Source organism: Kitasatospora sp. NPDC054768 (assembly GCF_053612025.1).
Genome location: NZ_JBSHBN010000018.1, coordinates 40,939 through 67,815, shown reverse-complemented (window position 1 = coordinate 67,815; position 26,877 = coordinate 40,939). Strand labels below are relative to the sequence as shown.

Sequence of the window (26,877 nt, the reverse complement as noted above, 5' to 3'; positions counted from 1 at the left end):
GTTGTTTTGTTTTTTTATAACGCCCCCCGGGCTGGGGGCGGCCGCCGCCCGCCCCCACCCCCCACTCCTCCTGTCGGCGCCCTGGGCCCGGACCATCCCAGGTTTGTGGGATGTCCCCAGGCCGACCGCCGCTGCCAGGATGTGGCGCACGGAGCCGAACGCTCCGGCCGGGCTTCGGAGTTCGGGTTCCGCGGGCTGTCGCGGGGCTGCGCCGGAGCACCCGGCCCTCCGGCAGAGAGATCCACACCCATGAAGATCCGTCGACTGGCCGCCACCGCGATCGCCGCGGCAGTGCTGGCCCCCGTGCTCGTCCTGGCCACCGGGACCCAGGCGAACGCCTACCCGCGGCAGCTGTCCAAGCGGGAGCAGTGCGAGGCGGCGTGGAGCGTCAACTACTGGTCCGGCGGCGCGGCCTTCGCCCGCGGCCAGTGGAGGGCCTGCATGGGGGGCTGACCGCCTCCGCGGTCCCTGGCGCCCCGAGCGCCCCAGCACCCCAAGGGGCCACAGGGAAGGGAGTGGGAAGTCGGCCGTTCCGACTTCCCACTCCCTTCTGTGTCGCGCCCGTTCGTGGCAGTACCGGGCCCGGTGCCGCCGCTGGGGCGAACGCGCGCATTCCGGCCGGCGCCCCGTGCCCTCGCCGCCCCCGGTGGCGTTAACCCGGTGACGATCACTCGGAGCGCGAAGGAGACCGCCGTGGAACGACGTCGAATCCGCAACGCCGTCCTGGGAGCGTGCAGCGCGGCGGCGGTCATGGGTGTGCTCGTGCCGGCGCAGCCGGTCCGGGCCGCCGAGGCCTTTCCCCGCGCCGCGCTTCCCCTCGTCACGGACCAGGCGTTCCAGGACGAGGCCCTCCGGACGCACAACCGGTTCCGTGCCGCGCACAGCGCCCCGCCCCTGACGCTCGATCCCGAGCTCGTCGGGTACGCCGAGCAGCGCGTCACCCGCCTGAGCACCGGTCACAAGCTCGACCTGGTGAACGAGGGCCGGGTCAAGGGCGTGGGGGAGAACGTCTGGTGGGGCTGGATCGGGTCGGTCGAGCCGGACACCGAGCCGGCCGCTGCACAGGTCGCGGTGGACCGCTGGTACCAGCAGGGCCGCGACTACCGGTACGACCAGCCCGGCTACGACCAGAACCCGGGGACGGGCGGGTTCACCCAGGTGGTGTGGAAGGCCACGACCCGCATCGGCTGTGCCCGGGCCGCCGGCGCGGGGACGGCCGACACCAAGGACGGCCTGGAGTCGTACATCGTGTGTCTGTACAAGGAGCCGGGCAACGTCGACGACCCGGCCGCCTACCGGCAGAACGTGCTGCGGCCGGTGGAGGGCTGACCGCCGCCCGGGCACAGCCCCCCGGCTCGCCGGTCGTCACCGACGGAGATCGGGCTCCTCGTCCGGTCCGGCAGGTGGCCGAAGAGACAGGACCTAGGAGGCCGGGCGGTCGCAGACCGCCGCGGTGCCCTGCGCGGGCGGGCGGGTGGTGCCCCGGAAGCCGCCCGCGCGGAGGATCCCGTCGATCCCGGCGTTGACCGATTCCGCGCAGCGGCGGGCCGCATACAGGTCGAGCAGGGCGCTTCTCAGACCAGCCTGGTCGCGGGCGGTCAGCGCCTGGGCGCAGCCGCGACTGCCGTTGTCCGCCTTGGTGGTCAGCGCGTGCCAGTCGGCCCGTAGGCGCGGGTCGGCGGGCACGCGGAACCAGACCGTCTCGAACCAGGCGGCGCTCCCCCACTGGGTGCAGGCCGGCCGGAGGCGGCGGTCCAGCGCGTCCCAACTGTCCTTGGCGGCCTGGGCCTCCCGGACGGCGGCGGTCAGGCGACTGTCGTACGAGACCGCCATGTCGATGAGATCGTCGCCGCTGAGGCGGTACCAGGCCCGGATCTGCCGCACGCGGGTGAACTCCGACCGCGGCGGGTCCGGGAGCCCCCAGAACTGCACCAGGGAGCGCTGGGACGTGAGCTCGTTGACCATGAAGCCCAGCTGGTACCTCCTGAAGCCGCCGTCCGTCGCGGTGCCCGCGACCGCCACGACGCACAGCAGGATCACCGCGAGGCGGCGTGCGCGCGGTCCACGGGCCCGAGGTTCGCCGGCCCGGGTGTCGGGGCGGCGGGTGTCGGGGCGGTGGGTGGCGCGCGAGGCGGACGGCCGTCGACGGCGGACGGCCGTGACGGCGACAGTGGTGAGCGCGGTGACGACGGCGGTGAGCCCGGAGAGGACGAGGGCGTTGTTCAGCACGAATGTGAACGGGAACAACGGCCTCCACCAGGCCGGCCGCCAGGCGCAGCTGTCCGAGAGGACGTTGAGCGGGGTGACGCAGCCGTCCACCGAGACGAGGAGCGTCATCGCGGCGGCCCCCAGCACGGTTGCCGTCCCGGCGGCGATCAGGGCGCCCAGCAGCCGGAAGCGCCGGTCGGCGGCGCTCGCCAGGGCGGCGGCCAGGCCTGCGGGCAGGCAGAGCGCCGACAGCAGGAGGCCCGCGTACCGCAGGGCGTAGAGCCCGCCCCGGGCGTCCGGTGCCGGCTGCCCGCTGTGCATCCAGGCCTGGACGCCGACGACGGCCAGGCTCGCCAGTGCTCCACCCAGCAGTCCGGGCAGCATGACCTTGCGCAGCGGTGCCACGGGACCTTCCGGCCGGGGTGCCCGGTCCGGCATCCAACGCGGGGTCCGGCCAGCCGTGCCGGACGCCCAGGCGAGCAGCGGCACGACCCACAGGACGATGACGGCCAGTGAGCCCATCGGCGTGTCGGCGACGTTCGACAGCTGCGGCAGCACCATGGCGAGGCCGGGAATCCTGGTCAGGTCCCCGGTCGGGGTTTTGGAAGGAAGCCACTGCAGGACGGACTGGGCGACGGACTGGGCGCCCGGAAAGTCCCGGTTCAGCGCCGTGGCTCCGGCGAGCATCCACCAGGTGAGCCACGACGTCATGGCGACGCAGCCGGCGGCCAGGCAGAGCGTGAGCGCGGGGCGCGGCGTCCGGCCTCGTGAGGTGCGGGTCCACAGGTGCGCGCACTGGGTGGTCCACCAGCCGAAGGCCGCTCCCGCCGCCACCGGTACCAGCAGGACCAGCGGCCGCTGCGGTTGCCAGGCCCAGCCCGCGCCCCAGCCGCTGAGGACCAGGCCGGCCGACATGCCGGCGCCCAGCCACCCCCCGGCCCACGCCCCGGAGGGCACCCGGGTTCCGGTCAGGACGGCGTACACCACCGCCCGCCACAGGGCGACGACGATCACGCCGGTCACCAGGGCGCCGGGAACGATGACGAGCAGCGTCATCAGGTTGTTGGTGAAGTTCACGCGGTACGGCGCGATCTGCCGGAGCACCTGCTGCACGGCCAGGACGGGCACGGTGCCGATGAGGAAGAGCGGCAGGACCGAGGTGCGGAACAGCGGGGCGGGATCGACCAGGGCCCCCTGGCGCAGGCCCCACCGTGGATGGGTGCGCCACAGGTCGAGGAAAGCGTCGAGCAGGCGGCGCACCGCGCTCCCGGACGGTGCGGCGCTGACGGACCAGCCGTGCGGGTCCGCGCCCCAGCGCACCGCGGCCAGGTCGGCGTAGATCTCCCGGCTGCGCAGCGCGTCGGAGCGGGCGAGGTACAGCAGTACGACCATGACGACGGCCAGCGCCACGGCCCGGTCCAGCTGTGGCACCCGGCCGTCCGCCACCACGCCGTAGATCACGTAGCCCAGGCAGAGCACGTACGGCAGCAGCACCAGCGCGAGGAAGACCCGCCACAGGGCGACCGTGAGGTACGTCAGGGTGACGTCCCGGTTGGCGATGTGGGCGAGTTCGTGCAGCAGCACCGCCCGGAACCGCTTCGGATCGCGCCGCCGGACGGCGAGCAGGCCGCCGTGCAGGCAGACGACCGGGCGGCGGGTGCGGCCGAAGACCACCGCGCTGACCGAGGCGGCCGCGGGGTCGACCACCACCCGGGGCGTCGGCGCCACGCCCGTCGCCGTGCACAGTTCGGTGAGCAGGGCGAGGAGTTCGCCGTCCGGATCGACGGCGGCCAGCGGGATGACGCGGCTGCGCCGGGTCTTCCACCGGGGCAGCGCGGCGAAGAGCAGGGCGGCCACCACCAGCAGGAGCAGCGGCCAGGCGGCCACCTGCCACCACGGCGGCGCGGGCGCCCACAGGGACAGACAGAAGCGGGAGGCGGTGACCTGGCCGGAGATGCTGAGCGAGGTCTTCCAGTAGCTGCCGTCAGCCGGGTCCACGCCCGCGGCGAGGCTGCACCCGGACTCGTCCCCGTCGGCCAGGACCCTGACCACTTCGAGGATCATGGCGCCGCCGGCGGTGAGCATCAGGAGCAGCAGGACGACGAACCGGGGGCCCGTGCCCGCGCCGAGGACCCTTTCGTCGATCCGCAGCCGTCCGGGCGGCGCCCCGGTGGCGTTCACCTAGTCCTGCCCGGTGCCGGTGGGGTCGGTGGGAGGCTCCGGTGCCGGTGGGGTGGACGGAGCGGGCGGGTCCAGTGCGCGGGACAGGGCCAGCCGGGCCACGACCGCGTCGGCGATCTCCTCGGCGCGTTCGGGCACGAGACCGCGCTGCTCGCCCGCCGTCAGGACCAGGGCCCGCACCTCGACCAGTTGCTCCCGGGTCAGCGGCTGGAGCTCGGCCGCGGGGGCCGGTCGCCGGAACAGCCGCCGCACCAGGCCCGTGGCCCCTCGTGAGGCGCGGTCCACGGTCGTGGCCACCATCCGCTGCGCCACCTCGTCGAGCACCAGCCACACGACGGGCGTCACCAGGGCGGCGACCTCCCCGATCCCGAACCCCAGCGGCTCGCGCCGCCCTCCACCGCGGCTCAGCCGCCGCACCACCGTGGCGTCGTCGAAGCGGCGGAGCCCCTCCACCAGGAACAGTTCCTCCGGTGCGAGGGTCTCCACGACCGATCGCACCACGTCACGCACCAGCACGGTCGGCCGGCCGTCGCCGGTCATGTCGGTTCCGGATCCCACTCGTCCCCCAGACCTTCGAGAATCCTTCCGGCTCGCACGAGATCGGCGCGCCGGATCGTCCACTGTGGCACGGGATGTGACGGTCAGGCAGGTCCTTTCCCGAGCCTGCTCCATCTGCTCACGGAGCCTGCGGACGTCCCGATCGAGCGGGCGCTGCGGAGCCGGGCGTGACGGCCCCAGGTCAACGGGAAGCCGGATCCGCTCCCGTGGTGGCGAACCGGTCGATCTGGTGGCGCGGCAGCGGTGTGCCCTTCACTCGACGGTGGCTGCGCCTCCTGCGCTGACGACCGGCCGCCCTCTGTGCAACCCCTCCGGGCCGACCCTGACGGAAGGTCGGGGAACGACGGCTCCCCGCCCCTGATGTCCGGGGCGGACGGGGCCGGAAGACTCGTCACCGGGCCGGGAAGCACCGGTCCGGACGACGACCATCCTGGAGCCGGACCCGCATGAACGCGCACACGAACCGCACCCGTTGGGCCGTCCTGGCCGCCGCCGGCGCCCTGGCGGCCGCGCTGACGGTCGGGGCGGGCAGCCCGGCCCTCGCCACGACGCCCTCCGTCGGCACCTCGGCGGCGGCGAGCCCGTCCGCACTGCCGCCGCTGGAACCGGCGGCGCTCCGGGCCGCCCTCGCCCAGCGGCCCGCCGCCGACGTCTCCGCCGCGTTCCTGCGGGTCACCGGTTCCGCCGGGAGCTTCGAGGGCGGCTCGGGGGAGAGCGGGATGCGGGTCGACCCGCACGGCCGGTTCCGGATCGGGTCGATCTCCAAGGTCTTCACCACCACCGTCGTCCTCCAGCTCGCCGGCGAGGGCCGGATCGACCTCGACGGCGCCGTCCGGCAGTACCTCCCGGACTTCCCCTACGCGCCGGTCACGGTGGGGCAGTTGCTCAACCACACCAGCGGACTGCCCGGCGGCTCCGACGTGCCCTGGGGTGACGGCACCACCGGCTGGTTCGCCGAGCACCGGTTCGACTCGTTCACCCCCGAGGAGGTCCTCGCCACGATGGCCGGGCAGCCGCTGGGCTTCACGCCCGGAAGCGCCCAGCAGTACAACGGCATGAACACCTTCGTCGCCGGGCTGATCGTGGAGAAGGTCACCGGCCACCGCTACGCCGACGAGCTGCGCGACCGCATCGTCCGCCCGCTCGGCCTGCGCGACACCTCCCTCCCGGACGCCGACGACCCGCGGCTGCGGCACCCCGCGACCCGCCCGTACCTGACCGTCCCCGACGCGGACGGCGGCTCGCGCCGGGTGGACGTGACCGAGCAGAGCCCGTGGCCCTGGGCCGAGGGCGGCATGATCTCCAGCGCCCCCGACCTGGACCGCTTCATGACGGCGCTGTTCCGGGGCCGCCTCCTGGCACCGGCCCAGCAGGAGCTGCTGTTCACGGTCCCGGCGGTGTCCATGGCCGGACACGGCGGCCACTGCCCGGACGGCACGGCCTGCATGAGCACGGGCCTCGAACGACTCACGGCCGGCGGCATCGTGGTCTGGGGCAAGACCGGGTCCCGGCCGGGCTCCACCAGTGGCGTCTTCGCCACCCGGGACCTCGCCCGCGAGGTCGTGTACTCGGTCGACCCGACCGCGCTGAACGGCGCCGAGACCCCGTACCTCCTCGGGCTGCTGACCACCGCGTACGGCCTGGGGTCCAAGGGCTGACGTCCGTTCTCCACCGCTGGGCCGAGGGCGGGTTGGCTCGCACGGGGGAGGCGGACGGGCCGTGCGGTGGACGTGCGGCGGGGGTGGTGTCCGGGACGGTGGAGCCATGCTGATGGACATTCCGGTGGGCGACACCGAACGCCCCGTTCCCCGTTGGGCCCTGCGACTGGCCAAGGCCCTCCCGTTGATCGTGCTGCCGCACTGCCTGTGGCGGCTGCCGTTCGCCTTCGACTTCCGGATGGGCACCGTCGACCCGGCCGCCCCGCCCTACGTCTGGTGGGCCGCCCCGTACGTGATCGGTCTGAGCGTGGTCACCGAGGCGCTGACGCTGCTGACCCTGGGGCTGGTCAGCGGCTGGGGCGAGGTGTTCCCGCGCTGGGTGCCGGTGCTGCGGGGCCGGCGGGTGCCGCCGCTCGCGGCGCTCGTCCCGGCCGTGCTCGGGGGCCTGACCCTGGTGGCCCTCTTCGACGGCATGCCGCTCGCCTGGCTGGGCGTGTTCGCGGACGTCGGCTACAGCAACGGCTGGTGGATGCTCCTGGGCCGGATCTGCACCTCGACGGCGATGTTCTGGGGCCCGATCACCCTCGCCCTCGCCTGGGCCTACCACCACCGCCGCCGGCGGCCGGGCACCGCGTGAGTCCGCCCCCGCTCCGTCCCGCCCCGCTCCGTCCCGCCCCGCTCCGCCCCGCGCCGCGCGGGCGCGCGGGCCACTACGACACCTGGGCGGCCGCCCCGGCCCGTCCGGGCCTCACCACTGCGCCACCCGGTAGTCCTTGAGGAACACCCCCGACACCGGGTCCCCGGCCTCGCCGCGGACGATCGGGTCGTAGACCCGGGCCGCGCCGTCCACGATGTCGAGCGGGGTGCGGAACCCCTGGGCGGCGAGGTGGGCCTTCTTCGGGGCCGGGTTCTCGTCGGTGATCCACCCGGTGTCGACGGCGCACATGTGCACGCCCCGGGGGGCGAGTTCGGCCGCGCTGGTACGGGTGAGCATGTTGAGCGCGGCCTTCGCCATGTTGGTGTGCGGGTGCCGGGCGGTCTTGTTGCGGACGGCGAACCGGCCCTCCACCGCCGTGACGTTGACGATGTAGCGGGCGGGGTGCGGGGAGGCCAGCAGCAGGGGCAGCAGCCGGTCGCAGAGCAGGGCCGGGGCCAGCACGTTGACCAGCTGGGTCTCCAGGACCTCCGCCGGGTCGAGCGAACCGAGCACGGCGGACCAGGAGTTGGCGGGGGCGAGGTCGGGCAGCAGCCCGGACTCGTCGGTGAGGTCCAGCAACGACCCGGCGCCGGAGGAGAGCCGGGCGAGGCCGGCGACCGGCCGGAACCCGGGGGCGTGCTCGATCGCCCGGCGGTCGGCGGCGGGCAGGGCGTCCTGCTCGCCCGCCGCCAGTGGCGCGTACGACTCGGGCGGGCGGCGCAGGGTCTGGGCGGCGTTGTTGACCAGGATGTCGAGCGGGCGCCCGTCGGCGCGCAGCCGGTCGGTCAGGCCGATGACCTGGCGCGGGTCGCGCAGGTCGATGCCGACCACGCTGAGCCGCTCCCACCACTGCCCGCTGCCCTCGGCGGCGCGGAAGCGGCGGACGGTGTCCTGCGGGAACCGGCTGGTGACGATCAGCTCGGCGCCGTCGCGCAGCATCATCAGGGCGAGCTGGAAGCCGATCTTCACCCGCCCGCCGGTGAGCAGCGCCCGGCGCCCGCGCAGGTCGGTCCCCAGGGCACGGCGGGCGGTGTTGTCGGCCGCGCAGTCCGGGCAGAGCATGTGGTAGAAGCCGTCGACCGAGCGGTAGGCCTGCTTGCAGACGTAGCACTTGCGCGGGACCAGCAGCTCGCCGACCGGTCCGTCCGCGGCGGCCAGCGGTGCGTCCTCGCGGCGGGTCCGGCTGCCGGTCGCGGTGGTGGCGAGCAGGTCGGCGTCGGCCTGCCGCACGGCCTGCCGGGCCTCCTGGCGGCGGCGCTTGCGGCTCTCCATGACGAAGGAGCCGAGCTGCCGCTCGGCGTGCAGCCGGGTGCGGTCGTGGGCGGGGAGGGCGCGCAGGCGGCCGAGGGTGCGGCTGAACGCGGCGAGTTCCTCGGCGGTGAGGCCCGCCGCACCGGCGGCGTCGCTCGCCGGATGGATGGTGATCAGCTGGTGATGGTCGTCCCGGACCGTCATGTCCGCCCCCTCGTGCCGTACAGGTGGGAGGGACTGTAGTGGACGGTCCGGGACGATGAGATGCCAATTTCCGCTGGTGGCTGGTGGGCGGCGGACGCCGGGTCCGCGGCCGGGGCCGTCGCCGGGTGGGGCGTGGGCTCAGCCCGCGTACTGGCCGAGGATCTTCGCGAACTCGTACGGCTGCTGCGGGATGTTGGTGCACGTGGACAGCGAGCCGCCGGTGCAGGCGTTGGCGTCCCGGGTGGCGTCCCAGAAGGACACCATCCCGAGGTGGTTCTGCCGGGCGAAGGCCACCAACTGCTGCGCGTCGGCCTGGTTGTAGACCTGGTGGTCGTCGTTCTCGCCGATCATCGGCGTGACGCCGACCATGGCCCACAGCTGGGCGTCGGTCTTCGCCGGGTAGAGGGCCTTGAGCTGGCCGAACAGCGACTGCGCGGCCTGGACGGCGGCGTTGCCGTAGTCGGTCCCGCTCCGGTAGTAGTCCATCGCCATGATGTTGACCACGTCGACGGCCACCCCGGCGTCCCGGGCGGACTTGACGATGGCGACGCCCTCGGCGGTCAGGCCCTCCGGCAGGACGGGCAGGGTGAAGGAGACCTTGAGGCCCGGGTGGGCCTGCTGGAGCTTGGCGAGCGCGGCGGAGCGGCGGTCGTTGGCGGCGGTGTCGGCGATGGCCGCGCCCTCGATGTCGAAGTCGACGTAGCGCAGGTTGTAGGCGTTCACCACGGCGTCGTACTCGGCGAACAGCGGGTCCACCGTGGTGCAGGCGGCGGCGAGTTCGGTGCCGGCGGCGCCGCCGAAGGAGACCTTGACGTCGCCGCCGGCCGCGCGCAGCGCGTCCACCTGGTCCTTGGCCCAGGCGGTGCGCGGGTCGTAGGCGTTGAACCAGCTGGCCTTGCAGCCGACGCCGGTGACGAAGCCCATGGTGTAGCCCTTGAGGCCGCCGGCCTTGGCCAGGTCGGGCATCGAGGGGGTGGGCCAGGCGCCCATGTCGATGTACGGGGCGACCGGGAGCGCGACGTTCGGCGCCGGGGTGGTCGGTCCGCCGGTGGGCGTGCCGGTCGGGGTGCCGGTCGGGCTCGGCGGGGTCGAACTCGGCGGCGGGGTGGTCGGGTTGCCGCCGCCGGGGCCGGTCAGCGCGATGTCGTCGGCGAGGTAGCCGCCCTGGCCGTACCAGCCGTGCAGGTACACGGTGACGCTGGTGGTGGCGGGCCCGGTGGTGAAACTCGTGGACAGCTGCTGCCAGCCGGGGCCGCCGGCGGTCCAGGTGGCCGGGTCGGTGAAGCCGCTGCCGGTCGCGCCGAGGTAGACGTACTGCCCCTGCACCCAGGCACTCAGGGTGTACGTGGTGTCGGGCTGGACGGCGACGCTCTGGCCGCACTGCGCGGTGTCGCTCGCGCCCACCGCCCCCTTGAGTGCGTAAGTCCCGTTGTGCGCACCGGAGTTGACCACGCTCCCGGTGCCGGCGGAACAGCTCCAGGGGCCGACCGCGCCGCTCTCCAGGCCGCCGTTGGCGAGCAGGTTGCCGTCGGCGGCGCCGGCGTTCCCGGCGAGGACGGCCAGGCCGCCGGCGGCGAGCGCGGTGGCTGCGGCGAGGCTCAGCAGGGTGGTCCGGCCGGTGGGGCGGCGGTGCGTGGGGGCGTGCAGGAGCGCGCTGGGCATGGGGGTGCCTCTCGGGACGTGGTGGGGCCGCCCGCGCCGCGAGGGGGGAGACACGGGGCGGGCGGCGGCCTGGGGTGCTCCGGGCGTGGGGGAGCGCGGTGCGGGGGAGCGCGGTGCTGAGCATCAAACTGGACTAGACCAGCTGTGCACGTCAAGCACTTCCCGGCCCCGGACGCCTCACCGGGGGCAGGTTTTAGGAACGGTTAAGACGGCGACGGGGCGGGCTTCGAAAGGGACTTGACCTGGAGTGCACTCCAAGGTGAAAGCTGAGGGCATCGAACGCACCACCACGCGAACCACTGCTGCGGCCACCGCCACGGAAGCCGCGAAACCCACGATGGGAGCACCCTCATGCGCAACGCCCCGTTCGGTACCGGCGGCCCCGAGATCGGCGTCATCGGCCTCGGCTGCATGGGCATGACCTGGGCCTACGACATGGGGAGCCGGGACGACGAGAACTCCGTCCGGGTGATCCGGCAGGCGCTGGACCTCGGCGTCGGCCTGATCGACACCGCCGACATGTACGGCCCGTACACCAACGAGGAGGTGGTCGGCGCCGCGCTGGCCGGGCCGTACCGGGAGCGCGCCTTCCTGGCCACCAAGGTGGGCATCGTGCCGGGCGGTGCGGGCCAGCAGGAGCGCAACGGCCGGCCCGAGCACGTGCGCCGCTCGATCGACGAGAGCCTGCGCCGGCTGGGCACCGACCACGTCGACCTCTACCAGCTGCACCGGGTCGACCCGGACGTCCCGATCGAGGAGACCTGGGGCGCGTTCACCGAGGCCGTCGCGGCCGGCAAGGCCCGGAGCATCGGGCTCTCCGAGCCGACGGTCGAGGAGATCAAGCGGGCGCAGTCCGTGCACCCGGTGGCCTCGGTGCAGTCCGAACTGTCGCTGTGGACCCGGGACGTGCTGGCCGAGGTGCTGCCGTACACCGAGGAGCAGGGCATCGCCTTCCTGCCGTTCTCGCCGCTCGGCCGGGGCTTCCTGACCGGCGGCATCACCTCCTTCGACGAGCTGTCCGCCGACGACTTCCGCCGCCGGCTGCCGCGCTTCCAGCAGGACGCGCTGAAGGCCAACCTGGCGCTGGTCGAGAAGGTCCGGGCGGTCGCCGGACGGACCGGTGCCAGTCCCGCGCAGGTGGCGCTGGCCTGGGTGCTGGCGCAGGGCCGGTACGTCTTCCCGATCCCGGGCACCCGGACGCCGCGCTACCTGGTGGACAACGTGGGCGCGGCCGGGATCGAGCTCTCGGCGGCGGACCTGGCCGAGCTGGACGCGCTCCCGGCCGCGACCGGCGAGCGTTACTGAGGCGGCGCAGCGAGCGCGGGCGGTGCCGCGCCGGGGGTCGGTGGCCCGCCGGGAGCCGGTGCCGCGCCGGGAGTCAGCGCTCCATCACCCACACCAGCTGCCGTCCGGTCTCGCCCGGAGCCCGGACGGCGGTCTCGGCGACCCGGTCCAGCCGGTAGCCGAGCTTGCGCGGGACGGCCGCGCTGGCGCCGTTCGCCCGGTCGCAGCGGATCTCCACCCGGGTGATCCCGGGCAGTGCCAGCGCGGCCTCGGTCAGTGCCCCGGCCGCGGCGGTGGCGATGCCGCGGCCGACGTGCCCGGTGGCGACCCAGTAGCCGATCTCCAGCGCGCCCGGCCCGATCCGCCCGTGCAGGCCGAAGGCGCCGATCACGCCGCCGGGTTCGGCGTCCAGGCCGGCCAGGTACATGAAGTCGGTGCCGGCCTCCCAGGCGGCCGCGCCGGCCCTGGTCAGCTCGGCGGTCCGGGCCCGGGAGGGGGCCTCGGCCGCCCACTCCATCCAGGGCCGCAGGTGGTCCAGGTTGGCGCGGACGGCCCGGTTCAGCGCGGCCGCGTGGGTGCTGCGGCGGCGCCGCAGCCAGAGGCCGCCGGGCAGCCGCAGCCGTTCCGGCGGCCGCCCGGTGGTCACCGCCGCCACCGGCGGGGCGAGGCCGCAGGACCGCGACTGTGCTTGGCTCATGACGGCGATTATGTCCTTGGCCGGGACCTGTCACCATCCGGTGTCCCCCCGGTGGCGGGCGCGCCCGCCCGCGCCCCGGCGCGTCAGAGCCGGACCATCACCTCGTCGAGCTCCTTGCGCCGCAGGTCCGGCACGCGCGCCCCCTCGGCCGGGTAGCCGACCGGGATCACGTACGCCGCGCGCTCCTCCGCCGGGCGGTCGCACACCTCGTTGAGGAACTTCATCGGACTCGGGGTGTGGGTCAGCGTGGCCAGCCCGGCCTGGTGCAGCGTGGCCAGCAGCAGCCCGACGGCGATCCCCACCGACTCCTTGGTGTAGTACGGGCGCGGCGAGTCGGGGCCCTTGTGCACCTCGAACACCACGATCACGGCCGGCGCGTCCTCCAGGAACGGCTTGCGCCAGTCGGTGCCGATCGGAGCGAGGGCGGCCAGCCACTCCTCCGACGCCCGGTGGCCGTAGAACTCGCGCTCCTCGGTCTCGGCCGCCTCGCGCAGCCGCCGCTTGCGCTCCGGGTCGGTGATCACCACGAACCGCCAGGGCTGGACGTGCGCGCCGCTGGGCGCGGTGCCGGCCGTCCGGATCGCCCACTCGACGACCCCGTCCGGGAGCGGGCGGGTGGAGTAGTCGCGGACGGTCCGGCGCCGGGCCATCACGTCGTGGAAGGACCTGCTGCGGGCCTCGGCCTCGTGGGCGGGCACCGTCATGGGGGCGAGCGGGACGGTCGGGTGGGACGTCCCCGCCACGGCGCTGTCTGTGCTGTCAACCATGGCGGACAGCACAGCACATGACGGCCCCTCCGGGAAGAGGTACAGACCGATAGGTACAGACCGATAGGTACAGACCGGGAGGTAGAGACCAATCGCCGGGTCGGTGCCGGCTCAGAGCTCGTGCACCCGCCCGTCCCGGACCTCGATCCGGCGGTTCACCGACACCGTGTCCAGCATCCGCCGGTCGTGGGTGACCAGCAGCAGGGTGCCGGTGTACGAGCCGAGCGCGGACTCCAGCTGCTCGATCGCCGGCAGGTCCAGGTGGTTGGTGGGCTCGTCCAGCACCAGCAGGTTGACCCCGCGGGCCTGTAGCAGCGCCAGCGCGGCCCGGGTGCGCTCGCCGGGGGAGAGGGTGGCGGCCTGACGCAGCACGTGCACCGCCTTGAGGCCGAACTTGGCCAGCAGCGTGCGCACGTCCTCCGGCGCGAGTTCCGGCACGGCGGCCGCGAAGGCCTCCAGCAGCGGCTCACCGCCCAGGAACAGGCCGCGCGCCTGGTCCACCTCGCCGACCACCACGCCGGAGCCCAGCGAGGCGCTCCCGCCGTCCAGCTCCAGCCGGCCGAGCAGGGCGGCCAGCAGGGTGGACTTGCCCGCGCCGTTGGCGCCGGTGATGGCGACCCGGTCGGCCCAGTCGATCTGCAGGTCCACCGGGCCGAAGGCGAAGTCCCCGCGTCGCACGCTCGCCCCGCGCAGGGTGGCGACCACCGAGCCGGAGCGCGGCGCGGTGGCGATCTCCATCCGCAGCTCCCACTCCTTGCGGGGCTCGTCGACCACGTCCAGCCGCTCGATCATCCGCTGGGTCTGCCGGGCCTTGGCGGCCTGCTTCTCGGTGGACTCGGTGCGCATCGCGCGCCCGATCTTGTCGTTGTCGGAGGACTTGCGGCGGGCGTTGCGCACGCCGTTCTCCATCCAGCCGCGCTGCATCCGCGCCCGGGCCTCCAGCCCGGCCTTGGTGTCGGCGTACTCGTCGTACTCCTCGCGGGCGTGCCGACGGGCCACCGCCCGCTCCTCCAGGTACGCCTCGTAGCCGCCGCCGTACAGGTTGACCTGCTGCTGGTGCAGGTCCAGCTCCAGCACCTTGGTCACGGTGCGGGCCAGGAACTCGCGGTCGTGGCTGATCAGCACGGTGCCCGTGCGCAGGCCCTTGACGAAGGCCTCCAGGCGCTCCAGACCGTCCAGGTCGAGGTCGTTGGTGGGCTCGTCGAGCAGGAAGACGTCGTAGCGGGAGAGCAGCAGCGAGGCGAGGCCGGCCCGGGCGGCCTGGCCGCCGGACAGGGCGGTCATCGGCAGGTCCAGCGAGACCTTCAGCCCGAGCGAGTCGGCGACCTCCTCGGCGCGCTCCTCCAGGTCGGCGCCGCCGAGGTCCAGCCAGCGCTCCAGGCCGACGGCGTACGCGTCGTCGGCGCCCGCCCGGCCCTCGACCAGGCCCTCGGTGGCCTCGTCCAGCGCGGCCTGCGCGGCCGCCACCCCGGTGCGGCGGGCCAGGAAGTCGCGCACCGACTCGCCCTCGCGCCGCTCCGGCTCCTGCGGCAGGTGGCCGACGTTGGCGCTCGCCGGGCTCAGCCGCAGCGAGCCGCCCTCGGGGGCGTCCAGGCCGGCCAGCAGCCGCAGCAGGGTCGACTTGCCGGCACCGTTCACGCCGACCAGGCCGATCACGTCGCCGGGGGCGACGACCAGGTCCAGGCCGGAGAAGAGGGTGCGTTCGCCGTGGCCGGCGCTGAGGTCCTTGACTACGAGTGTCGCGCTCATGATGGGGCCGATTGTAGGAGGAGCGGCCCGTGCGACGGAAAAAGCGGGGGCCGCGGCAGTCCTGCCGCGGCCCCCTGATCACCCGGCCCTGATCACCGGGCCTTGATCACTTGGCCTTCTTCGAGAAGTACTCGAACATGTGCTGGGCCACGTCCTCCAGGTACGGACCGGCCTCGTAGGTGTTCGCGCCGTTGCCGATGGAGGTGTCGCTGACCAGCGCCGGCTTGCCGTCCTTGGTCGCGTACCAGCCGCCGCCGCTGCTGCCGCCGGTCATGTTGCAGCCGATCAGCAGCATCGCCGGGCGGCTCGGGTCGCCGGTCTTCTTGGACGGCTTGCCGCCGTCGCAGTGCTCCAGCTCCACGCCGTCGAAGGGCTTGCCCTCGGGGAAGCCGTAGTTGCTGACGGCGCCGACCTGGTCACGCGGGGCGTTGAACCAGAGCGGGACGGAACCGCCGACGGTCTCCTCCAGCGACTTGCCGCCCGGGTTGGGGTTGGAGACCTTGATGATGCCGAAGTCGTACTGGCTCCACGGGCCGCCCTTCTCCGGGTCGGCCTCGCCGGCCCACTGCGGCGAGACCATGCCGGAGGTGGCGGTCCACTCGCCGTACGGCTCGGCGTCCTCCAGCTTGGCCTGCTTGTTGCCGTTGCTCAGCACGCCGTTGCTGTTGAAGGCCGGGGCGAAGGTGATGTCGGTGTAGTACTTGTTGCCCTTGCCGCCGTGCAGGCAGTGGCTGGCGGTCCACACCAGGTTGCTCTTGCCCGGGTTGGCCGGGTCGGAGACGACGGTGCCGGAGCACACGTAGTCCTCGTTGCCGTCCTTGAAGAAGATCTTGCCGTTGACGTGCATGTTCTTCGGGAACGGGTGCGCCACGGGCTTGGCCGGGACCACAGCGGGCAGCTGGTCCGCGCCGCCGCCCGGCTGGGCCGCGGTGGGCTGGGCGGCGGTGGGCGCGCTGGTGGCCGACGCGGCGCCGGTGGGCTGCGCGGGCGGCTGGGTCGCCTCCGGGGCGGGCTGGGGCAGCGGCTTCGGCTTGGCCTCCAGCAGCTTCTGCAGGGTCCAGTAGCCCTTGACCGCCGGGGTGATCACGTTCGCCTGGGCCCACTTGTCCCAGTCCTCCAGCTTCCAGGTCTTCAGCTCTTCGAGCGTCGGAAGCTTGATCGGCGCCGCGCCCGGGGTGCCGGCGGCGCTGGCCGCGACGCTGGGAGCCGCGGTCACGGCCGGATCGGCGTTGTCGGGGCCGCACGCGGTGGCGACCACCATGGTCAGCGCGGCGACGGAGGCGCCCAGGACGGCACGGCCCGGCCGGGATATCGGTGACATGAGTTCAAATCCCCCTGTTGACTACCGCCATGCGACCCGATCCCCGGGTGCGGCCCGCTTCGGCCGCCGGCATGGCAGGTGAGGAGTCTGCCATGCGGCCGGGGGACTCCTGACATCCGCCCCTGACCGGGACGGGGACGGCACCGGATCGGCACCGGATCGGCACCGGGTCCCCGCCGGGTCCCCGTCGGACCTTCGTCGGGGCCGGGTCCCCGCCGCGACCTCCGTCGGGGCCGGGTCCCCGCCGCGACCTCCGTCGGGGGTGCGTCCCCGCCGCGGCCTCGGGGCCGGTAAATCGGTTGCGGGTGGCGTACGGGCTGCCTAACGTGGTCCGGGTCATCAGCCAGACAAGGAGAAGGCCGTTGCTCTACTGAGGTCCCGGGACACCGCCCCCGCCGCGCAGGCCCTGCTGCCGTTGCGCGGTGCGCGAGTGTGCGACCTCAGTCACGGCCCGTGGCGCTCCTCTTCGTGACGCCACCCCTTCGTTCTCCTCCGGCCGTCCCCGGTTCCGCACCCGCGGTGTCTCCCCGTGTTGCTCACCACCCCTTCGGCAACCACCCCGGGAGGCCTGTATGGCACACCAACCCACCACCACCGCCGTCCTCTGCACCGAGCTCTCGTTCGAGTGGCCCGACGGCAAGCCCGTCCTGGACGGCTTCCAGCTCGCCGTCGGCCCCGGCCGCACCGGCCTGATCGGTCTCAACGGCGCCGGCAAGTCCACCCTGATGCGGCTGATCGCCGGCGAGCTCACCCCCACCGGCGGCACCGTCCGGGTCGACGGCGAACTCGGCTACCTGCCACAGGGACTGACGCTCGACACCACATTGCGGGTGGACGAGGCGCTCGGCGTCCGCGGCGCCCGCGAGGCCCTGCACGCCATCGAGTCCGGCGACACCGACCAGCGCCACTTCGACGTGATCGGCGACGACTGGGACGTCGAGGAGCGCGCCCGCGCCACCCTCGACCGGCTCGGCCTCCACCGCCTCGGCCTCGACCGCACCACCGGCGAACTCTCCGGCGGCGAGGTGGTGCTGCTGCGGCTGGCCGCCCTGCTGATGGCCCGCCCCGACGTCCTGCTGCTCGACGAGCCCACCAACAACCTCGACCGGGCCGCCCGCGAGCGGCTCTACGAGACGGTGGCCGGCTGGAACGGCGTGATGCTGATCGTCAGCCACGACCGCGAACTGCTCCGGCACGTCGACCGGATCGCCGACCTTCGGGACGGCGAAGTCACCTGGTACGGCGGCGACTTCGACGACTACGAACGCACCCTCGCGGCCCAGCAGGAGACGGCCGAGCGGCTGCTGCGCAACGCCGAGGCCGACGTCCAGCGCCAGAAGCGGGACTTGGCCGAGGCCCGCGTCCGGCTGGACCGCAGCGCCGCGTACGGCAAGAAGCGCTCGGTCACCCGCAACGACCCGCACATCTTCGCCGGGATGCTCAAGCGCAAGGGCCAGGAGACGGCCGGCCGCCTCCAGGGCATGCACACCGAGCGACTGGAGGAGGCCAGGGCGCGGCTCGGCGTGGCCGAGGAGGCGGTGCGGGACGACGCCGAGATCCGGATCGACCTGCCGCGCACCGCCGTCCCGGCCGGCCGTACCGTGCTCACCCTGGACAAGGTCCGGCTGCCCTACGGCGCCACCGCCGACCTCGACCTGCGCGGGCCCGAGCGGATCGCCCTGGTCGGCCGCAACGGCGCCGGCAAGTCCACCCTGCTGCGCACCATCGCGGGCGAACTCGCCCCGCTGGCGGGGGAGGTCATCACCCCGGTGCCGCTGCGGTACCTCCCGCAGCGGCTCGACCTGCTGGACGACGAGCGCTCGGTCGTGGAGAACGTCAAGCTGTTCGCCCCCGGCACCGGGGACAACGCGGTCCGCGCCCGGCTCGCCCGCTTCCTGTTCCGCGGGGCCCGGGCCGACCGGCCCGCCGCCACCCTCTCGGGCGGCGAGCGCTTCCGCGCGACACTGGCCGCCCTGCTGCTGGCCGACCCGCCGCCGCAGTTGCTGCTGCTCGACGAGCCGACCAACAACCTGGACCTCGCCAGCGTCCGCCAGCTCACCCAGGCGCTGGCCGCCTACCGGGGGGCGCTGATCGTGGCCAGCCACGACCTGCCGTTCCTGCGCGGCCTGGGGCTCACCCGGTGGCTGGAGCTGGACGGCGAACTGCGGGCGGTGGAGCCGATGTAGCGCCTGGCATCGCTGCCGTGCCTGCCGTTGTTACTCCCGGTCGCCCTGGGCGCCCTGGTCGGCCCGGTTGCCCTGGGCGTCCTGCCGGCCCTGGGTGTCCTGTCGGCCCCGGGCGTCCTGTCGGCCCCGGGCGTCCTCGACGAGCATCCGGCGGGCCGTGCTCAGGGCCGAGTCCCTGAGCACGGCCAGCTCGTCCGGGGTGAACACCGGGGTGCGGACGTTCGGCGGGATGCCCGGTCCGTCGAAGGTGCCGCCGTTCCGGGTGAGGTACTTCTCGTTCGGCAGGCCGACCATCAGGTCCGGCGAGAGCTTCTTGATCATCACGTCGGAGAAGACGCCCTGGGTGTTCTCGCCGACCCGCAGCACCTTGGGGGAGCGGCCCATCATGGCCTGGGTGAAGGTCTCCGCCGCACTGGTGGAGATCGAGGAGGTGAGCACCGCCACCGGGCCGTTGAAGCGCGTGCCCGCCGAGGGGTGCACGGTGACCGGCTCGGGCCGGGTGAACTTCGCCGGGTCGGCCGGGTCGTTGCGCGCCACCTTCCGGTAGGCGACGTAGGGGCGGTCGGTGAGCCGGGCGGCGATGTGCAGCCCGAGCGCGTCCGAGCCGCCGCCGTTCAGCCGCACGTCGACGACCAGTCCGGCCGGGCGGTCCGGGCCGGCCAGCAGGGCGTCCAGCGCGCGGTCCAGCTCGTCGAGCTGGCTCTGGTGGCCGCCCGCGGCGTACCTGCCGAAGCTGCTCACCCGGAGGTAGCCGATGCCGTCGGGGAGCCGGCCCACGCCGAGCCGGCCGTTGGCGAAAGGCTGCTCCGGACCGGTGAGCCGGGCGGCCGAGGCCTGCCGGGCGCGGGCGGCCAGCTCCTCGGTCTCCTCGGTCGACCCGGGCCGCTGCCCGCCGAAGACCAACTCGGGGTGCCCGTCGACCACCCGGGCCAGTGAGGTGTGGGCGTCGCCGAGCGGGCGGAGCATGTCCACGAGGACGGCCTGCAACTGGTCGACGGTCGTCGTCGGGGTGATCGTGCGCCGCTTCTCGTCCCGGACGGCGTGCCAGTCGATGCCCTTGGCGGCGAAGAAGGGGTAGTTCTCCTCGAAGTTCTCCCAGAACCGGTCGAAGACCGCGAGCGGGTCGTTCGCAGCCGGCGTGGCGCACAGCGGCGGCAGGGCGTCCAGACGGTTGAGCGTCTTGCTGCCGACCCCGCCCTCCTCGTGCTCCACCGCTCGGTTCCGGCCCCGGGGGGTGAGCGTCAGGGCGTTGTCGCCCATGCCGTAGCGGGTGGTGCCGTCCGGTCCGGGTGCCGCGGTCCGCGTCCCGGTGATCCACCCCGGCACGCAGCTGTGCGCCGTCACGTCGTAGGTGGTGAGCCGGTCCCCGGAGACCGCGACCAGCAGGCCGTAGCCCTCCGTCCGCCAGACCCCGTCCAGCGGGTTCGCCCGCCCTTCCTGGGCCGCGGCCGCCCCCGGCGCCGCCAACCCCACCGCCGCCGCGAGCGCCACCGCCGCGGCCGCCGCCCTGCCCGTGCTCCTGCGTGTCATCTCCGGCCTCCGCCGAACCCCGGTCTCCCCCGCGGAACCCCTCCGCCACCGCTCCCGGCCGACGCTAGGGCGGGCCCACCGTCGGGGCGTCATCCGGCGAGCCGCACCCGCTTCCTCCTGCGGGCCCATCCGCTTCCTCCTCAGGGCCCATCCGGGGCCGGGAGGAATGGTCCCCGGTGGTCTCGACAGCGGACCGGTGCGCCGTCGGGCAGGAGTTCGCCGAGGCTGAAGGTCTCCGTGGCTGAAGGTCGCCGAGGCTGAAGGTCTCTGCGGCGGACGGGCGTCAGGCCTGCGGCGCGGGCCGCAGCCGGCCCGCGATCCGGGTCCCGAGCCGGTCCAGTCCGACGACGAGGGCGGCGAGCACCACGAACTCGACGGTCAGCAGGGCGATCTGGCCCCAGACGTAGCCGTAGCCCTTGGTGGTCGGGTCGAAGAAGAAGTAGGGGTAGGGCATCGGGTAGTCGTCGAACAGCGCGTTGCGGGCGAGCACGATCGCCGCGTAGCCGAGCGGGAAGCCCAGCCAGAGCGGTATGTCCTTCCAGGCCGCGGCGTTGCGGGGCTTGAGCACCAGCCAGTCGACGATCACCATGCCCGGCGTCACGTAGTGCAGGAAGAACGACGACCAGTGCGCCAGCCTGTCCGGCCCGCTCACCAGCCCGGGCAGCGGGTTGGCGCCGTGTTCGAGCAGGATGTGCGAGACCAGCCCGGTGATCAGGATGTACAGCGTGGCGGCGCCGCGCAGCCGGGGCGCGGGCGCGTCCACGGTGCCGCGCTTGAGCATCCAGTACACCGCGCCGATGAAGTAGCCGAACACGATCACGTTGCTCTGCACGGTGAAGTAGACCAGCGGCGCGGTTCCGAGGATCAGGCCGAGGCCCGCCGAGAGCACGATGCCCATGCGCCACCACAGCGCGGGCCGGGTCCGGACAGTCATGCGGCCACCAGTTCGTTCCAGGCGATACGGGAGGTATCGGAGGTTTTCGGGGGAAAACCGCACTCTACTCGCTGGTGACGATCGGGTGGAATCCACGTTCGATTTGCGCGGCGCCGAGGAAGCGGTTTGAGCGGGTGTCAGCCCGGCAGCACGAAGCCCGACTCGTACGCCGCGATGACCGCCTGGGTGCGGTCCCGGGCGCCCAGCTTGGCCAGCACGCTGCCGACGTGCGTCTTCACCGTCTCCGGGCTCACCACCAGTTGCCGTGCGATCTCGCCGTTGCTGAGCCCGGTGGCCATCAGTCGCAACACCTGGCCCTCCCGCTCGGTCAGCCGCCGGATCGGCCCCCGGCCCGCCCGGTCCGCCCGCTCGGCCTCCCGGCGCCGGTCCGCGCCGTGGCGCAGCGCGAGTTCGCGGACGGCCGCCGGGAACAGCAGCGAGTCGCCGCGCGCGACCAGCCGCACCGCCTGCACCATCTCCTCCGCCCGGGCCCGCTTCAGGAGGAACCCGGCGGCGCCCGCGCGCAGCGCGTCGTACACGTGGTCGTCGTGCTCGAAGGTGGTGACGACCAGGATGCGCGGCGGCGCGGCCATCCCGTTGACGAGCTGTTCGGTGGCCCGGATGCCGTCGATGCCGGGCATCCGGACGTCCATCAGCACCACGTCGGGGCGCAGTTCGCGCACCAGCGGGACGACCTCGGCGCCGTCGGCGGCCTCGCCGACCACGGTGAGGCCCGGTTCGCTGTCGATCACCACCCGCAGGCCCAGGCGGACCAGCCGCTCGTCGTCCGCGATCACCACCCGGATGCTGTCCGCGGCCCGGCCCACGCCTTCGTCCGCACCTTCGTGCTCGTTCACGTCGTCCCTCCCACCGGCAGCCAGACGGCCAGCCGCCACGTCGTTCCGTCCTCGCCGGGCCCCGCCGTGCTGCCGCCGTGCAGGGCCGCCGCCCGTTCCGCGATCCCGCGCAGTCCGCGTCCGCCGCCGGGGCGGCTCGGCCGGGCGGGGCCGAGCGGGTTGGTCAGCTCGATCTCCAGCCGGTCGCCGGCCAGCCCGACCCGGAGCCTGGCCGGCGCGGGCCCGGCGTGCCGCAGCACATTGGTCAGGCCCTCCTGCACGATCCGGTACGCCTCGCGGGAGACCGCCGCGGGCAGGTCGCCCAGCCCGGGCGCCAGCTCGCCGTCCACCGCGACCCCGGCCCGGCCGAGCTGGCGCAGCAGGTCGTCGAGCCCGCCGAGGGTGGGCCCGGACGGCTCGGCGGCCTCCGGGTCCTCCTCGCGCAACAGCCCGAGGACGGCGTCGAGTTCGGCGACGGCGCCCCGGGCGGTCTCCTCGATCGCCGCGAGCGCCTCGGCGGCGAAGTCCGGGTTGCTGCGCAGCACCCGGGCGGCGGCCGAGGCCTGGATGCCGACGGCGCTGAGCGCGTGCCCGACCGAGTCGTGCAGCTCGCGGGCCAGCCGGTTGCGCTGGGCGAGCACGGTGGCCCGGCGCTCGGCGGCGGCCACCCGCTCCTCGGGGGTCGGGCCGAGCAGGACGGGCGCCCAGCGGGCGAGCAGCGCCCCGCAGGCGGCGTTGGTGCCGACGATCAGCAGCAGCACGCCGAGGCCGAGGGCCGGGCCGGTGACCAGCCAGCCGGGGAAGTGCCGCTCCCACATCCGGACGAACTCCCTGGTCCCCGCGAAGCCGAGGACCAGGACCACCGCGAAGGGGGTGCCGGCCAGCGTCATCCCGGCGACCACCCCGCCGAACAGGACGTGCAGCACGTACCAGAGCGCGGTGCGTCGGCGGGCGGTCCAGGAGCGGGCCGGTCCGGTGGCGAGGTCCTCCGGCCGGGCCACCGCGCACAGCGCCCGCGCGGCCGCGCCCTCCAGGCCCCGCACCGTCGGCACCAGCGCGGTGACCGCGGCCATCGGCAGCGAGGTGAGCAACGACAGGACGTACATCAGCAGTTGGCGGGCGGGTGACTGGTCCGGGTCGAGCGCCCCGTACAGCACCACCGACAGCATCCAGTACGGCATCAGCAGCGCGCCGCCCAGCACCAGGTGCACCCAGCGCAGGCGGGCCCGACGCCCCAGCGCGGCCCCCGCCGCACGCCGCAACCGGCGGCCCACCCCCGTGATCACCCGCGCGACTCTACGGCAGCGGCGCGCCGGCGGGCGCCCCATTCGGTCAACGCCGTCGCCCCGACCGCCAGGACCAGCACCGAGGCCACCACCTGGGCGCTCTGCACCAGGGGTGTCAGCCCTGGCACGGCCGTCCGCAGTTCGGTCACCCGGGTCGTCGTCACCCCGAAGGCCACCAGCTGCCAGCCGCCCCAGCCGAACAGCGAGCCGGCCGCCGTCCACACCACCAGCAGCGGCCCGAGCACCCGGCGCCCCGGCCGGATCCGGAAGACCAGGACCAGCAGCGCCGCCGCCGCGGCCACCGCCATCACCGCGGCCACCCCGTCCATCACCGCCACGCCCCGGCTCCGGGCCTCGGCCATGTCCCGCGGAAGTCCGGCGGTGCCGCCGAGTGCCCAGTAGGCGCGGACCGCCGCGACGCCCGCGGCGAGCAGCGCGGCGACGCAGGCGAGGACGCGCTGCACGGTCAGGGTGGGGGAGCCGGGCAGGTCACCGATCCGCTCCCGCAGCAGCCCGGCCCAGCGCTGTCGGGCGTACAGGGCGAAGGCGGTGAGCAGGGCGAGGCCCTGGACGGCGAAGCCGCCGTACACGACGAGGAAGACCCAGTCGCCGATGCCCTTGTCGTCCGGGTCGCCGTGCTCCGGCCCGAGCACCAGGACGCTCAGCAGGTACAGCGGCAGTGCGATCAGGATCGTGCCGAGCAGCCCGGTCGCCACCCACATCGGGAACGCCACCAGTCCGGCCGGTGCCCGCCGCCCCCACGGCCGGGCGAACGCCAGCGCCAGCGCCACGGCGATCGCGTCCATGCCGAAGGTCAGCAGGTTCACCAGCCACAGCCGGTCCATCTCACCGGGGGCGTCCGACCCCACCGGGTGCCCGGTCAGCCAGAGCAGCTTCAGCGTCAGGTACGGCCCGGTCGCCGCCACCGCCGTCCACGCCGCCCCGGTCCGCACCGCGTGCTCGTTGATCCTCATGCCCCCACCGTCCCGCCGGGCCCCGCCCCGGGGCCTCCGCCCACGGTGCGATCCCGCTCCCCCCGGCGGGGGATCTCCGGCTCAGGCCGGTGCGAGGGCCGGGGCCATCCGGTGGATCACCCGGTCCTCCTCGTCGGTGCGGCCGTCCGGGTCGGCGACCAGCCCGAGCCGCTCGGCGAGCCGGCGCGAGGGCAGGTTGTCCGCGTGGATCAGGGCGATCACCGGGATGCCGGGGTGGCGCGGCAGCCCCTCGGCCATCGCCGCCCGGGCCGCCTCCGCCGCGTACCCCTTGCCCCAGGCGAACGGCCGGAACCGGTAGTAGAGGTTGAACACCCGCTCCCCGTCCAGGGTGTGCAGGTAGAGCCCGGCGAACCCGATCACCGCCCCCGGGTCCTCCCGGGTGGCGACGGCGCAGTACCCCACCCCGTCCCGCACCCAGTCGGCGACGAACCCGTCCAGCATCTCCTGCGCCTGGGCGATGTCCCGCTGCGGCCCGTTCGGGTTGTACCGGTTGGTCTCCGGATCCCCGTGGATCGCGAACACCGCCTCCAGGTCCCCCTCCTGGGGCCGCGTCAGCACCAGCCGCTCGGAGACGGCGACGATCGTGCGGGAGCTTCGGTCGGCGTGGTCGGTAGTGGTGGTCATGGCGCTTCCCCGTGTCTAGCGTAATAGGTCTAAGGCAAGATAGGCCATTACCACACCACCCGCCCACCCATTTCCGCCCGCCCACCCCCTACAGGATCGGCTCGCAGCCGACCGCCTCGCCCCCGACGGTGAGGAACTGCTTCCAGGCCTCGTCGGAGGTGGAGAACAGGCGTCCGAGTTGCCTGACCGTACCGATCCGGAAGTAGGTGGGGCGACCGTGGCAGGTCACCACGATCTCGTCCCGGGGAAGGGAACCCGCCCAGCGGGCTCGGCCGAATGCCGGCGAGGTGTCCCGGTCGGCGGCGTCCGGCCGGAGCCGGGGCTCGGTGGCGATGACGAGGGCGGAGGTGCCCTCGTGATCGCCGTCCGGCGTGATCTCGCACGTCCACAGCGGATCGGACCCGACGGTCACGGCCTCCTTGTAGCGCTTGTCGGCGGCGCGCAGGACGGTGATCCCCGGCAGGCCGCAGACGGCGTCGCCGTCGAGTTCCCGCTCGGTGCTCGCCGGGGTCAGCTCGCGCAGGGCGGGCAGCGGCGTCCTGCCGCAGCCGCGCTGGTCCGCCGTGCGATTGGCCGTCGACACGGCGAGCCGGGCGAGCTTCAGGGGGTCGAACTGGCCGCCGCCATAGGCGCTGACCTGGACCCACAGCCCGTTGGGACAGTCCGCGGGGAGCAACGCCCAGGCCTCCGAGTCGCGGACGGCACCGACCGCGCCGCCGTTCGCCGAGGCGGCGAACGTCCGGGCGCCGGAAGCGATCGGGAGGTGGAAGATGTCCTTGCTCTGGCCGAAGGACACCATGACGTGCCGATCGTCGCCGAACATCCCGCCGGCCACCATCACGGTGCATGTCGCCGTGACGCTGCTGTACGGCTCGGCGCTGACCTTGCCCGCCCCGAGCGCGTCGTTCAGCGCCTGCGAACTCACCGTGCCGTCGCACACGCTCTTTGGGCCGTAGTCGTTGGTCATGTCGTCCCGCAACAGAGCCCACCCGCCGATCCCCAGGCCAACCGCCGTCGCCGCCACCGCCAATGTCACGACCCCGGCCCGCACGCGCAGGGCGCGGGTGGTGAACCCCCGCCGGTCGAGCGCCGCGTCGACGTGCCCGGCGAGGCCTGCGGAGGCCTTGTCCACGCCTTCGCTTCCCATCGTGTGCTTGCCCCCTCGTCTGCTGTGCGATTGGTCGGACCGGTCAGACGATCGGCTCGCAGCCGATCGCCTTGCCCCCGGCGGCGAGGAACTGCTTCCAGGTCTCGGTGGTGTCCGGAAACGGTTCCCGGACGGTGATGTCGGAGTCCATCCGGAAGTAGGTCGGCTTGCCCTGGCAGGTCGCCACCACCTCCCTCTGCGTCATGGGGGAGCCCGCCCAACGCGAGCGGCCGAACGCCGGCGACGCGTCCTTCTCGGAGAGCGGGCCGCGAACCCGGGGCTCGGTTCCGATGGAGAAGGAGATCGCGGAACGGCCCTGGTCCGTGCTGATCCGGCAGACCCACAAAGGGTCGAACGCGGTGTTCACGTTCTCCTTGTAGCCCTTGCCCCCGGCCGCACCGGAGGCCGTGAACCCGGGCAGGCCGCAGATCGAGGCCGGATTCAGCTCGTGCTCCTGCCCGGGCTGTGACAGCTCGTGCGGAGCGGGGAGCGACTTTCCGCATCCCTTGTCCGCGGCGAGGCCGTTGGCCGCCGCCACGGCGAGGCGGGCGAGCTTCCCGGAGCCGGGCCCGTCGGGGCCGCCCGACTTGACCTCGACCCGCAACCCGTTGCCGCACCCCTCGGGGAGGAGTGCCCAGGCCCGGTCGTCGCGAGCTGCCCCGGTCGCGCCGCCGTTCGCCGAGGCCGCGAACAGCCGGTCTCCCGATTCGGCCTGGTAAGGGCCGAGGTCGTCGGCCTGAAGGACCTGCACGAAGACGGCCCGGTGGCCGCCGAACATCCCGTGGCTCACCGTTGCCGTACAGAACGCTCCGCCACTGGGCGACTGCCAGGCACCGTTCGTCTCGCTGCCGACGGGGCCGGACCCGAGCGCGTCGTTCAAGGCCGCCGAGCTCACCGCACCGTCGCACACGCTGTCCGGCCCGAACGTGTTGCTCAGGTTGTCCGCGAGGAAAGCCCCCACTCCGGCCGCGACCGCCGCCACCGCCACCATGGTGACCGCCGCCCGGGCCCGCAGCGGCCAGGTGGTGAACCCCTTCCGGTCGAGCGCGGCGTCGGCCTTGTCGACCAGCCCCTTGGAGACCTCCTGCTGTCCTTCCGTCAT

At 74.0% G+C, this 26,877-nt stretch carries 22 protein-coding genes; 6 read left to right on the top strand and 16 right to left on the bottom strand.

What is annotated here, in order from left to right:
• Nucleotides 1-249: 249 nt before the first annotated feature.
• Together ACWGKU_RS08215 and ACWGKU_RS08210 are read left to right on the top strand one after the other, a co-directional pair.
• The gene (locus tag ACWGKU_RS08215; RefSeq protein ID WP_452177232.1) at nucleotides 250-453 is read left to right on the top strand and encodes a hypothetical protein; all 204 of its coding nucleotides are present in this window, start codon (nucleotides 250-252) and stop codon (nucleotides 451-453) included.
• Nucleotides 454-693: 240 nt separating this feature from the next.
• Nucleotides 694-1,329, top strand: a complete 636-nt coding sequence (locus tag ACWGKU_RS08210) for a CAP family protein (protein WP_452177231.1) — start codon at nucleotides 694-696, stop codon at nucleotides 1,327-1,329.
• Nucleotides 1,330-1,422: 93 nt separating this feature from the next.
• Here the strand turns inward: ACWGKU_RS08210 and ACWGKU_RS08205 are convergent, their stop codons facing one another.
• Nucleotides 1,423-4,389, bottom strand: coding sequence for a M48 family metalloprotease (locus ACWGKU_RS08205; protein WP_452177230.1), 2,967 nt, complete (start codon nucleotides 4,387-4,389; stop codon nucleotides 1,423-1,425).
• Nucleotides 4,390-4,929, bottom strand: coding sequence for a hypothetical protein (locus tag ACWGKU_RS08200; protein ID WP_452177229.1), 540 nt, complete (start codon nucleotides 4,927-4,929; stop codon nucleotides 4,390-4,392).
• A 464-nt stretch (nucleotides 4,930-5,393) separates the two neighbouring features.
• On the opposite strand from ACWGKU_RS08200, the gene ACWGKU_RS08195 reads away from it, so the two are divergent.
• Together ACWGKU_RS08195 and ACWGKU_RS08190 are read left to right on the top strand one after the other, a co-directional pair.
• A complete protein-coding gene (locus tag ACWGKU_RS08195) occupies nucleotides 5,394-6,605 on the top strand; it encodes a serine hydrolase domain-containing protein (RefSeq protein WP_452177228.1) in 1,212 nt (403 codons plus the stop codon).
• Nucleotides 6,606-6,711: 106 nt separating this feature from the next.
• The gene (locus tag ACWGKU_RS08190) at nucleotides 6,712-7,242 is read left to right on the top strand and encodes a hypothetical protein (RefSeq protein ID WP_452191384.1); all 531 of its coding nucleotides are present in this window, start codon (nucleotides 6,712-6,714) and stop codon (nucleotides 7,240-7,242) included.
• 111 nt (nucleotides 7,243-7,353) lie between these two features.
• Here ACWGKU_RS08190 and ACWGKU_RS08185 read toward each other — a convergent pair whose 3' ends face one another.
• Both ACWGKU_RS08185 and ACWGKU_RS08180 read right to left on the bottom strand, forming a co-directional pair.
• Nucleotides 7,354-8,757 (bottom strand): SDR family oxidoreductase, encoded by a 1,404-nt coding sequence (locus ACWGKU_RS08185; protein ID WP_452177227.1) that lies wholly within the window; start codon nucleotides 8,755-8,757, stop codon nucleotides 7,354-7,356.
• A gap of 138 nt (nucleotides 8,758-8,895) precedes the next feature.
• Complete coding sequence (locus ACWGKU_RS08180) at nucleotides 8,896-10,419, bottom strand: carbohydrate binding domain-containing protein (RefSeq protein ID WP_452177226.1); 1,524 nt, start codon at nucleotides 10,417-10,419, stop codon at nucleotides 8,896-8,898.
• 351 nt (nucleotides 10,420-10,770) lie between these two features.
• Between ACWGKU_RS08180 and ACWGKU_RS08175 the strand changes: the two genes are divergently transcribed.
• The gene (locus tag ACWGKU_RS08175) at nucleotides 10,771-11,724 is read left to right on the top strand and encodes an aldo/keto reductase (RefSeq protein WP_452177225.1); all 954 of its coding nucleotides are present in this window, start codon (nucleotides 10,771-10,773) and stop codon (nucleotides 11,722-11,724) included.
• A gap of 73 nt (nucleotides 11,725-11,797) precedes the next feature.
• Here the strand turns inward: ACWGKU_RS08175 and ACWGKU_RS08170 are convergent, their stop codons facing one another.
• From ACWGKU_RS08170 to ACWGKU_RS08155, 4 genes are all read right to left on the bottom strand, one after another.
• Nucleotides 11,798-12,400 carry a GNAT family N-acetyltransferase gene (locus ACWGKU_RS08170; protein WP_380538722.1) on the bottom strand — a complete coding sequence of 201 codons (603 nt, stop codon included), beginning with the start codon at nucleotides 12,398-12,400 and terminating at the stop codon, nucleotides 11,798-11,800.
• A gap of 83 nt (nucleotides 12,401-12,483) precedes the next feature.
• The gene (locus tag ACWGKU_RS08165) at nucleotides 12,484-13,167 is read right to left on the bottom strand and encodes a nitroreductase family protein (protein ID WP_359900059.1); all 684 of its coding nucleotides are present in this window, start codon (nucleotides 13,165-13,167) and stop codon (nucleotides 12,484-12,486) included.
• 111 nt (nucleotides 13,168-13,278) lie between these two features.
• Nucleotides 13,279-14,916: an ABC-F family ATP-binding cassette domain-containing protein gene (locus ACWGKU_RS08160; RefSeq protein ID WP_380538724.1), complete on the bottom strand. Its 1,638-nt coding sequence runs from the start codon at nucleotides 14,914-14,916 to the stop codon at nucleotides 13,279-13,281.
• Nucleotides 14,917-15,022: 106 nt separating this feature from the next.
• On the bottom strand, nucleotides 15,023-16,237 hold the full coding sequence (locus tag ACWGKU_RS08155) for a trypsin-like serine peptidase (protein ID WP_401051437.1): 1,215 nt from the start codon (nucleotides 16,235-16,237) through the stop codon (nucleotides 15,023-15,025).
• A gap of 572 nt (nucleotides 16,238-16,809) precedes the next feature.
• On the opposite strand from ACWGKU_RS08155, the gene ACWGKU_RS08150 reads away from it, so the two are divergent.
• Entirely contained in the window at nucleotides 16,810-18,423 is a 1,614-nt protein-coding gene (locus tag ACWGKU_RS08150; protein WP_452177224.1) for an ABC-F family ATP-binding cassette domain-containing protein, read from the top strand.
• A gap of 30 nt (nucleotides 18,424-18,453) precedes the next feature.
• Here the strand turns inward: ACWGKU_RS08150 and ACWGKU_RS08145 are convergent, their stop codons facing one another.
• The 8 genes from ACWGKU_RS08145 to ACWGKU_RS08110 form a co-directional block, all read right to left on the bottom strand.
• Complete coding sequence (locus tag ACWGKU_RS08145) at nucleotides 18,454-19,953, bottom strand: S41 family peptidase (protein ID WP_452177223.1); 1,500 nt, start codon at nucleotides 19,951-19,953, stop codon at nucleotides 18,454-18,456.
• A gap of 283 nt (nucleotides 19,954-20,236) precedes the next feature.
• The gene (locus tag ACWGKU_RS08140; protein WP_452177222.1) at nucleotides 20,237-20,887 is read right to left on the bottom strand and encodes a Pr6Pr family membrane protein; all 651 of its coding nucleotides are present in this window, start codon (nucleotides 20,885-20,887) and stop codon (nucleotides 20,237-20,239) included.
• A gap of 137 nt (nucleotides 20,888-21,024) precedes the next feature.
• Nucleotides 21,025-21,744, bottom strand: a complete 720-nt coding sequence (locus ACWGKU_RS08135; RefSeq protein WP_401049570.1) for a response regulator — start codon at nucleotides 21,742-21,744, stop codon at nucleotides 21,025-21,027.
• Complete coding sequence (locus tag ACWGKU_RS08130; protein WP_401049568.1) at nucleotides 21,741-23,009, bottom strand: sensor histidine kinase; 1,269 nt, start codon at nucleotides 23,007-23,009, stop codon at nucleotides 21,741-21,743. The genes ACWGKU_RS08135 and ACWGKU_RS08130 overlap by 4 nt, the downstream gene beginning before the upstream one ends.
• A complete protein-coding gene (locus ACWGKU_RS08125) occupies nucleotides 23,006-23,983 on the bottom strand; it encodes a hypothetical protein (RefSeq protein ID WP_401049566.1) in 978 nt (325 codons plus the stop codon). The genes ACWGKU_RS08130 and ACWGKU_RS08125 overlap by 4 nt, the downstream gene beginning before the upstream one ends.
• 81 nt (nucleotides 23,984-24,064) lie before the next feature.
• Nucleotides 24,065-24,628, bottom strand: a complete 564-nt coding sequence (locus tag ACWGKU_RS08120; protein ID WP_452177221.1) for a GNAT family N-acetyltransferase — start codon at nucleotides 24,626-24,628, stop codon at nucleotides 24,065-24,067.
• Between the two features lie 88 nt (nucleotides 24,629-24,716).
• Entirely contained in the window at nucleotides 24,717-25,775 is a 1,059-nt protein-coding gene (locus tag ACWGKU_RS08115; protein ID WP_452177220.1) for a hypothetical protein, read from the bottom strand.
• Nucleotides 25,776-25,818: 43 nt separating this feature from the next.
• Nucleotides 25,819-26,877 carry a hypothetical protein gene (locus ACWGKU_RS08110; protein ID WP_401052534.1) on the bottom strand — a complete coding sequence of 353 codons (1,059 nt, stop codon included), beginning with the start codon at nucleotides 26,875-26,877 and terminating at the stop codon, nucleotides 25,819-25,821.

What these genes read in the sequence shown, in the direction of transcription:
- ACWGKU_RS08155 (WP_401051437.1), bottom strand. Translation starts at nt 16,237, where the DNA reads ATGTCACCGATATCCCGGCCGGGCCGTGCCGTCCTGGGCGCCTCCGTC.
- ACWGKU_RS08165 (WP_359900059.1), bottom strand. Translation starts at nt 13,167, where the DNA reads ATGGTTGACAGCACAGACAGCGCCGTGGCGGGGACGTCCCACCCGACC.
- ACWGKU_RS08185 (WP_452177227.1), bottom strand. Translation starts at nt 8,757, where the DNA reads ATGACGGTCCGGGACGACCATCACCAGCTGATCACCATCCATCCGGCG.
- ACWGKU_RS08125 (WP_401049566.1), bottom strand. Translation starts at nt 23,983, where the DNA reads ATGAGGATCAACGAGCACGCGGTGCGGACCGGGGCGGCGTGGACGGCG.
- ACWGKU_RS08215 (WP_452177232.1), top strand. Translation starts at nt 250, where the DNA reads ATGAAGATCCGTCGACTGGCCGCCACCGCGATCGCCGCGGCAGTGCTG.
- ACWGKU_RS08120 (WP_452177221.1), bottom strand. Translation starts at nt 24,628, where the DNA reads ATGACCACCACTACCGACCACGCCGACCGAAGCTCCCGCACGATCGTC.
- ACWGKU_RS08140 (WP_452177222.1), bottom strand. Translation starts at nt 20,887, where the DNA reads ATGACTGTCCGGACCCGGCCCGCGCTGTGGTGGCGCATGGGCATCGTG.
- ACWGKU_RS08110 (WP_401052534.1), bottom strand. Translation starts at nt 26,877, where the DNA reads ATGACGGAAGGACAGCAGGAGGTCTCCAAGGGGCTGGTCGACAAGGCC.
- ACWGKU_RS08145 (WP_452177223.1), bottom strand. Translation starts at nt 19,953, where the DNA reads ATGACACGCAGGAGCACGGGCAGGGCGGCGGCCGCGGCGGTGGCGCTC.
- ACWGKU_RS08200 (WP_452177229.1), bottom strand. Translation starts at nt 4,929, where the DNA reads ATGACCGGCGACGGCCGGCCGACCGTGCTGGTGCGTGACGTGGTGCGA.
- ACWGKU_RS08195 (WP_452177228.1), top strand. Translation starts at nt 5,394, where the DNA reads ATGAACGCGCACACGAACCGCACCCGTTGGGCCGTCCTGGCCGCCGCC.
- ACWGKU_RS08170 (WP_380538722.1), bottom strand. Translation starts at nt 12,400, where the DNA reads ATGAGCCAAGCACAGTCGCGGTCCTGCGGCCTCGCCCCGCCGGTGGCG.
- ACWGKU_RS08150 (WP_452177224.1), top strand. Translation starts at nt 16,810, where the DNA reads ATGGCACACCAACCCACCACCACCGCCGTCCTCTGCACCGAGCTCTCG.
- ACWGKU_RS08115 (WP_452177220.1), bottom strand. Translation starts at nt 25,775, where the DNA reads ATGGGAAGCGAAGGCGTGGACAAGGCCTCCGCAGGCCTCGCCGGGCAC.
- ACWGKU_RS08180 (WP_452177226.1), bottom strand. Translation starts at nt 10,419, where the DNA reads ATGCCCAGCGCGCTCCTGCACGCCCCCACGCACCGCCGCCCCACCGGC.
- ACWGKU_RS08190 (WP_452191384.1), top strand. Translation starts at nt 6,712, where the DNA reads ATGCTGATGGACATTCCGGTGGGCGACACCGAACGCCCCGTTCCCCGT.
- ACWGKU_RS08160 (WP_380538724.1), bottom strand. Translation starts at nt 14,916, where the DNA reads ATGAGCGCGACACTCGTAGTCAAGGACCTCAGCGCCGGCCACGGCGAA.
- ACWGKU_RS08175 (WP_452177225.1), top strand. Translation starts at nt 10,771, where the DNA reads ATGCGCAACGCCCCGTTCGGTACCGGCGGCCCCGAGATCGGCGTCATC.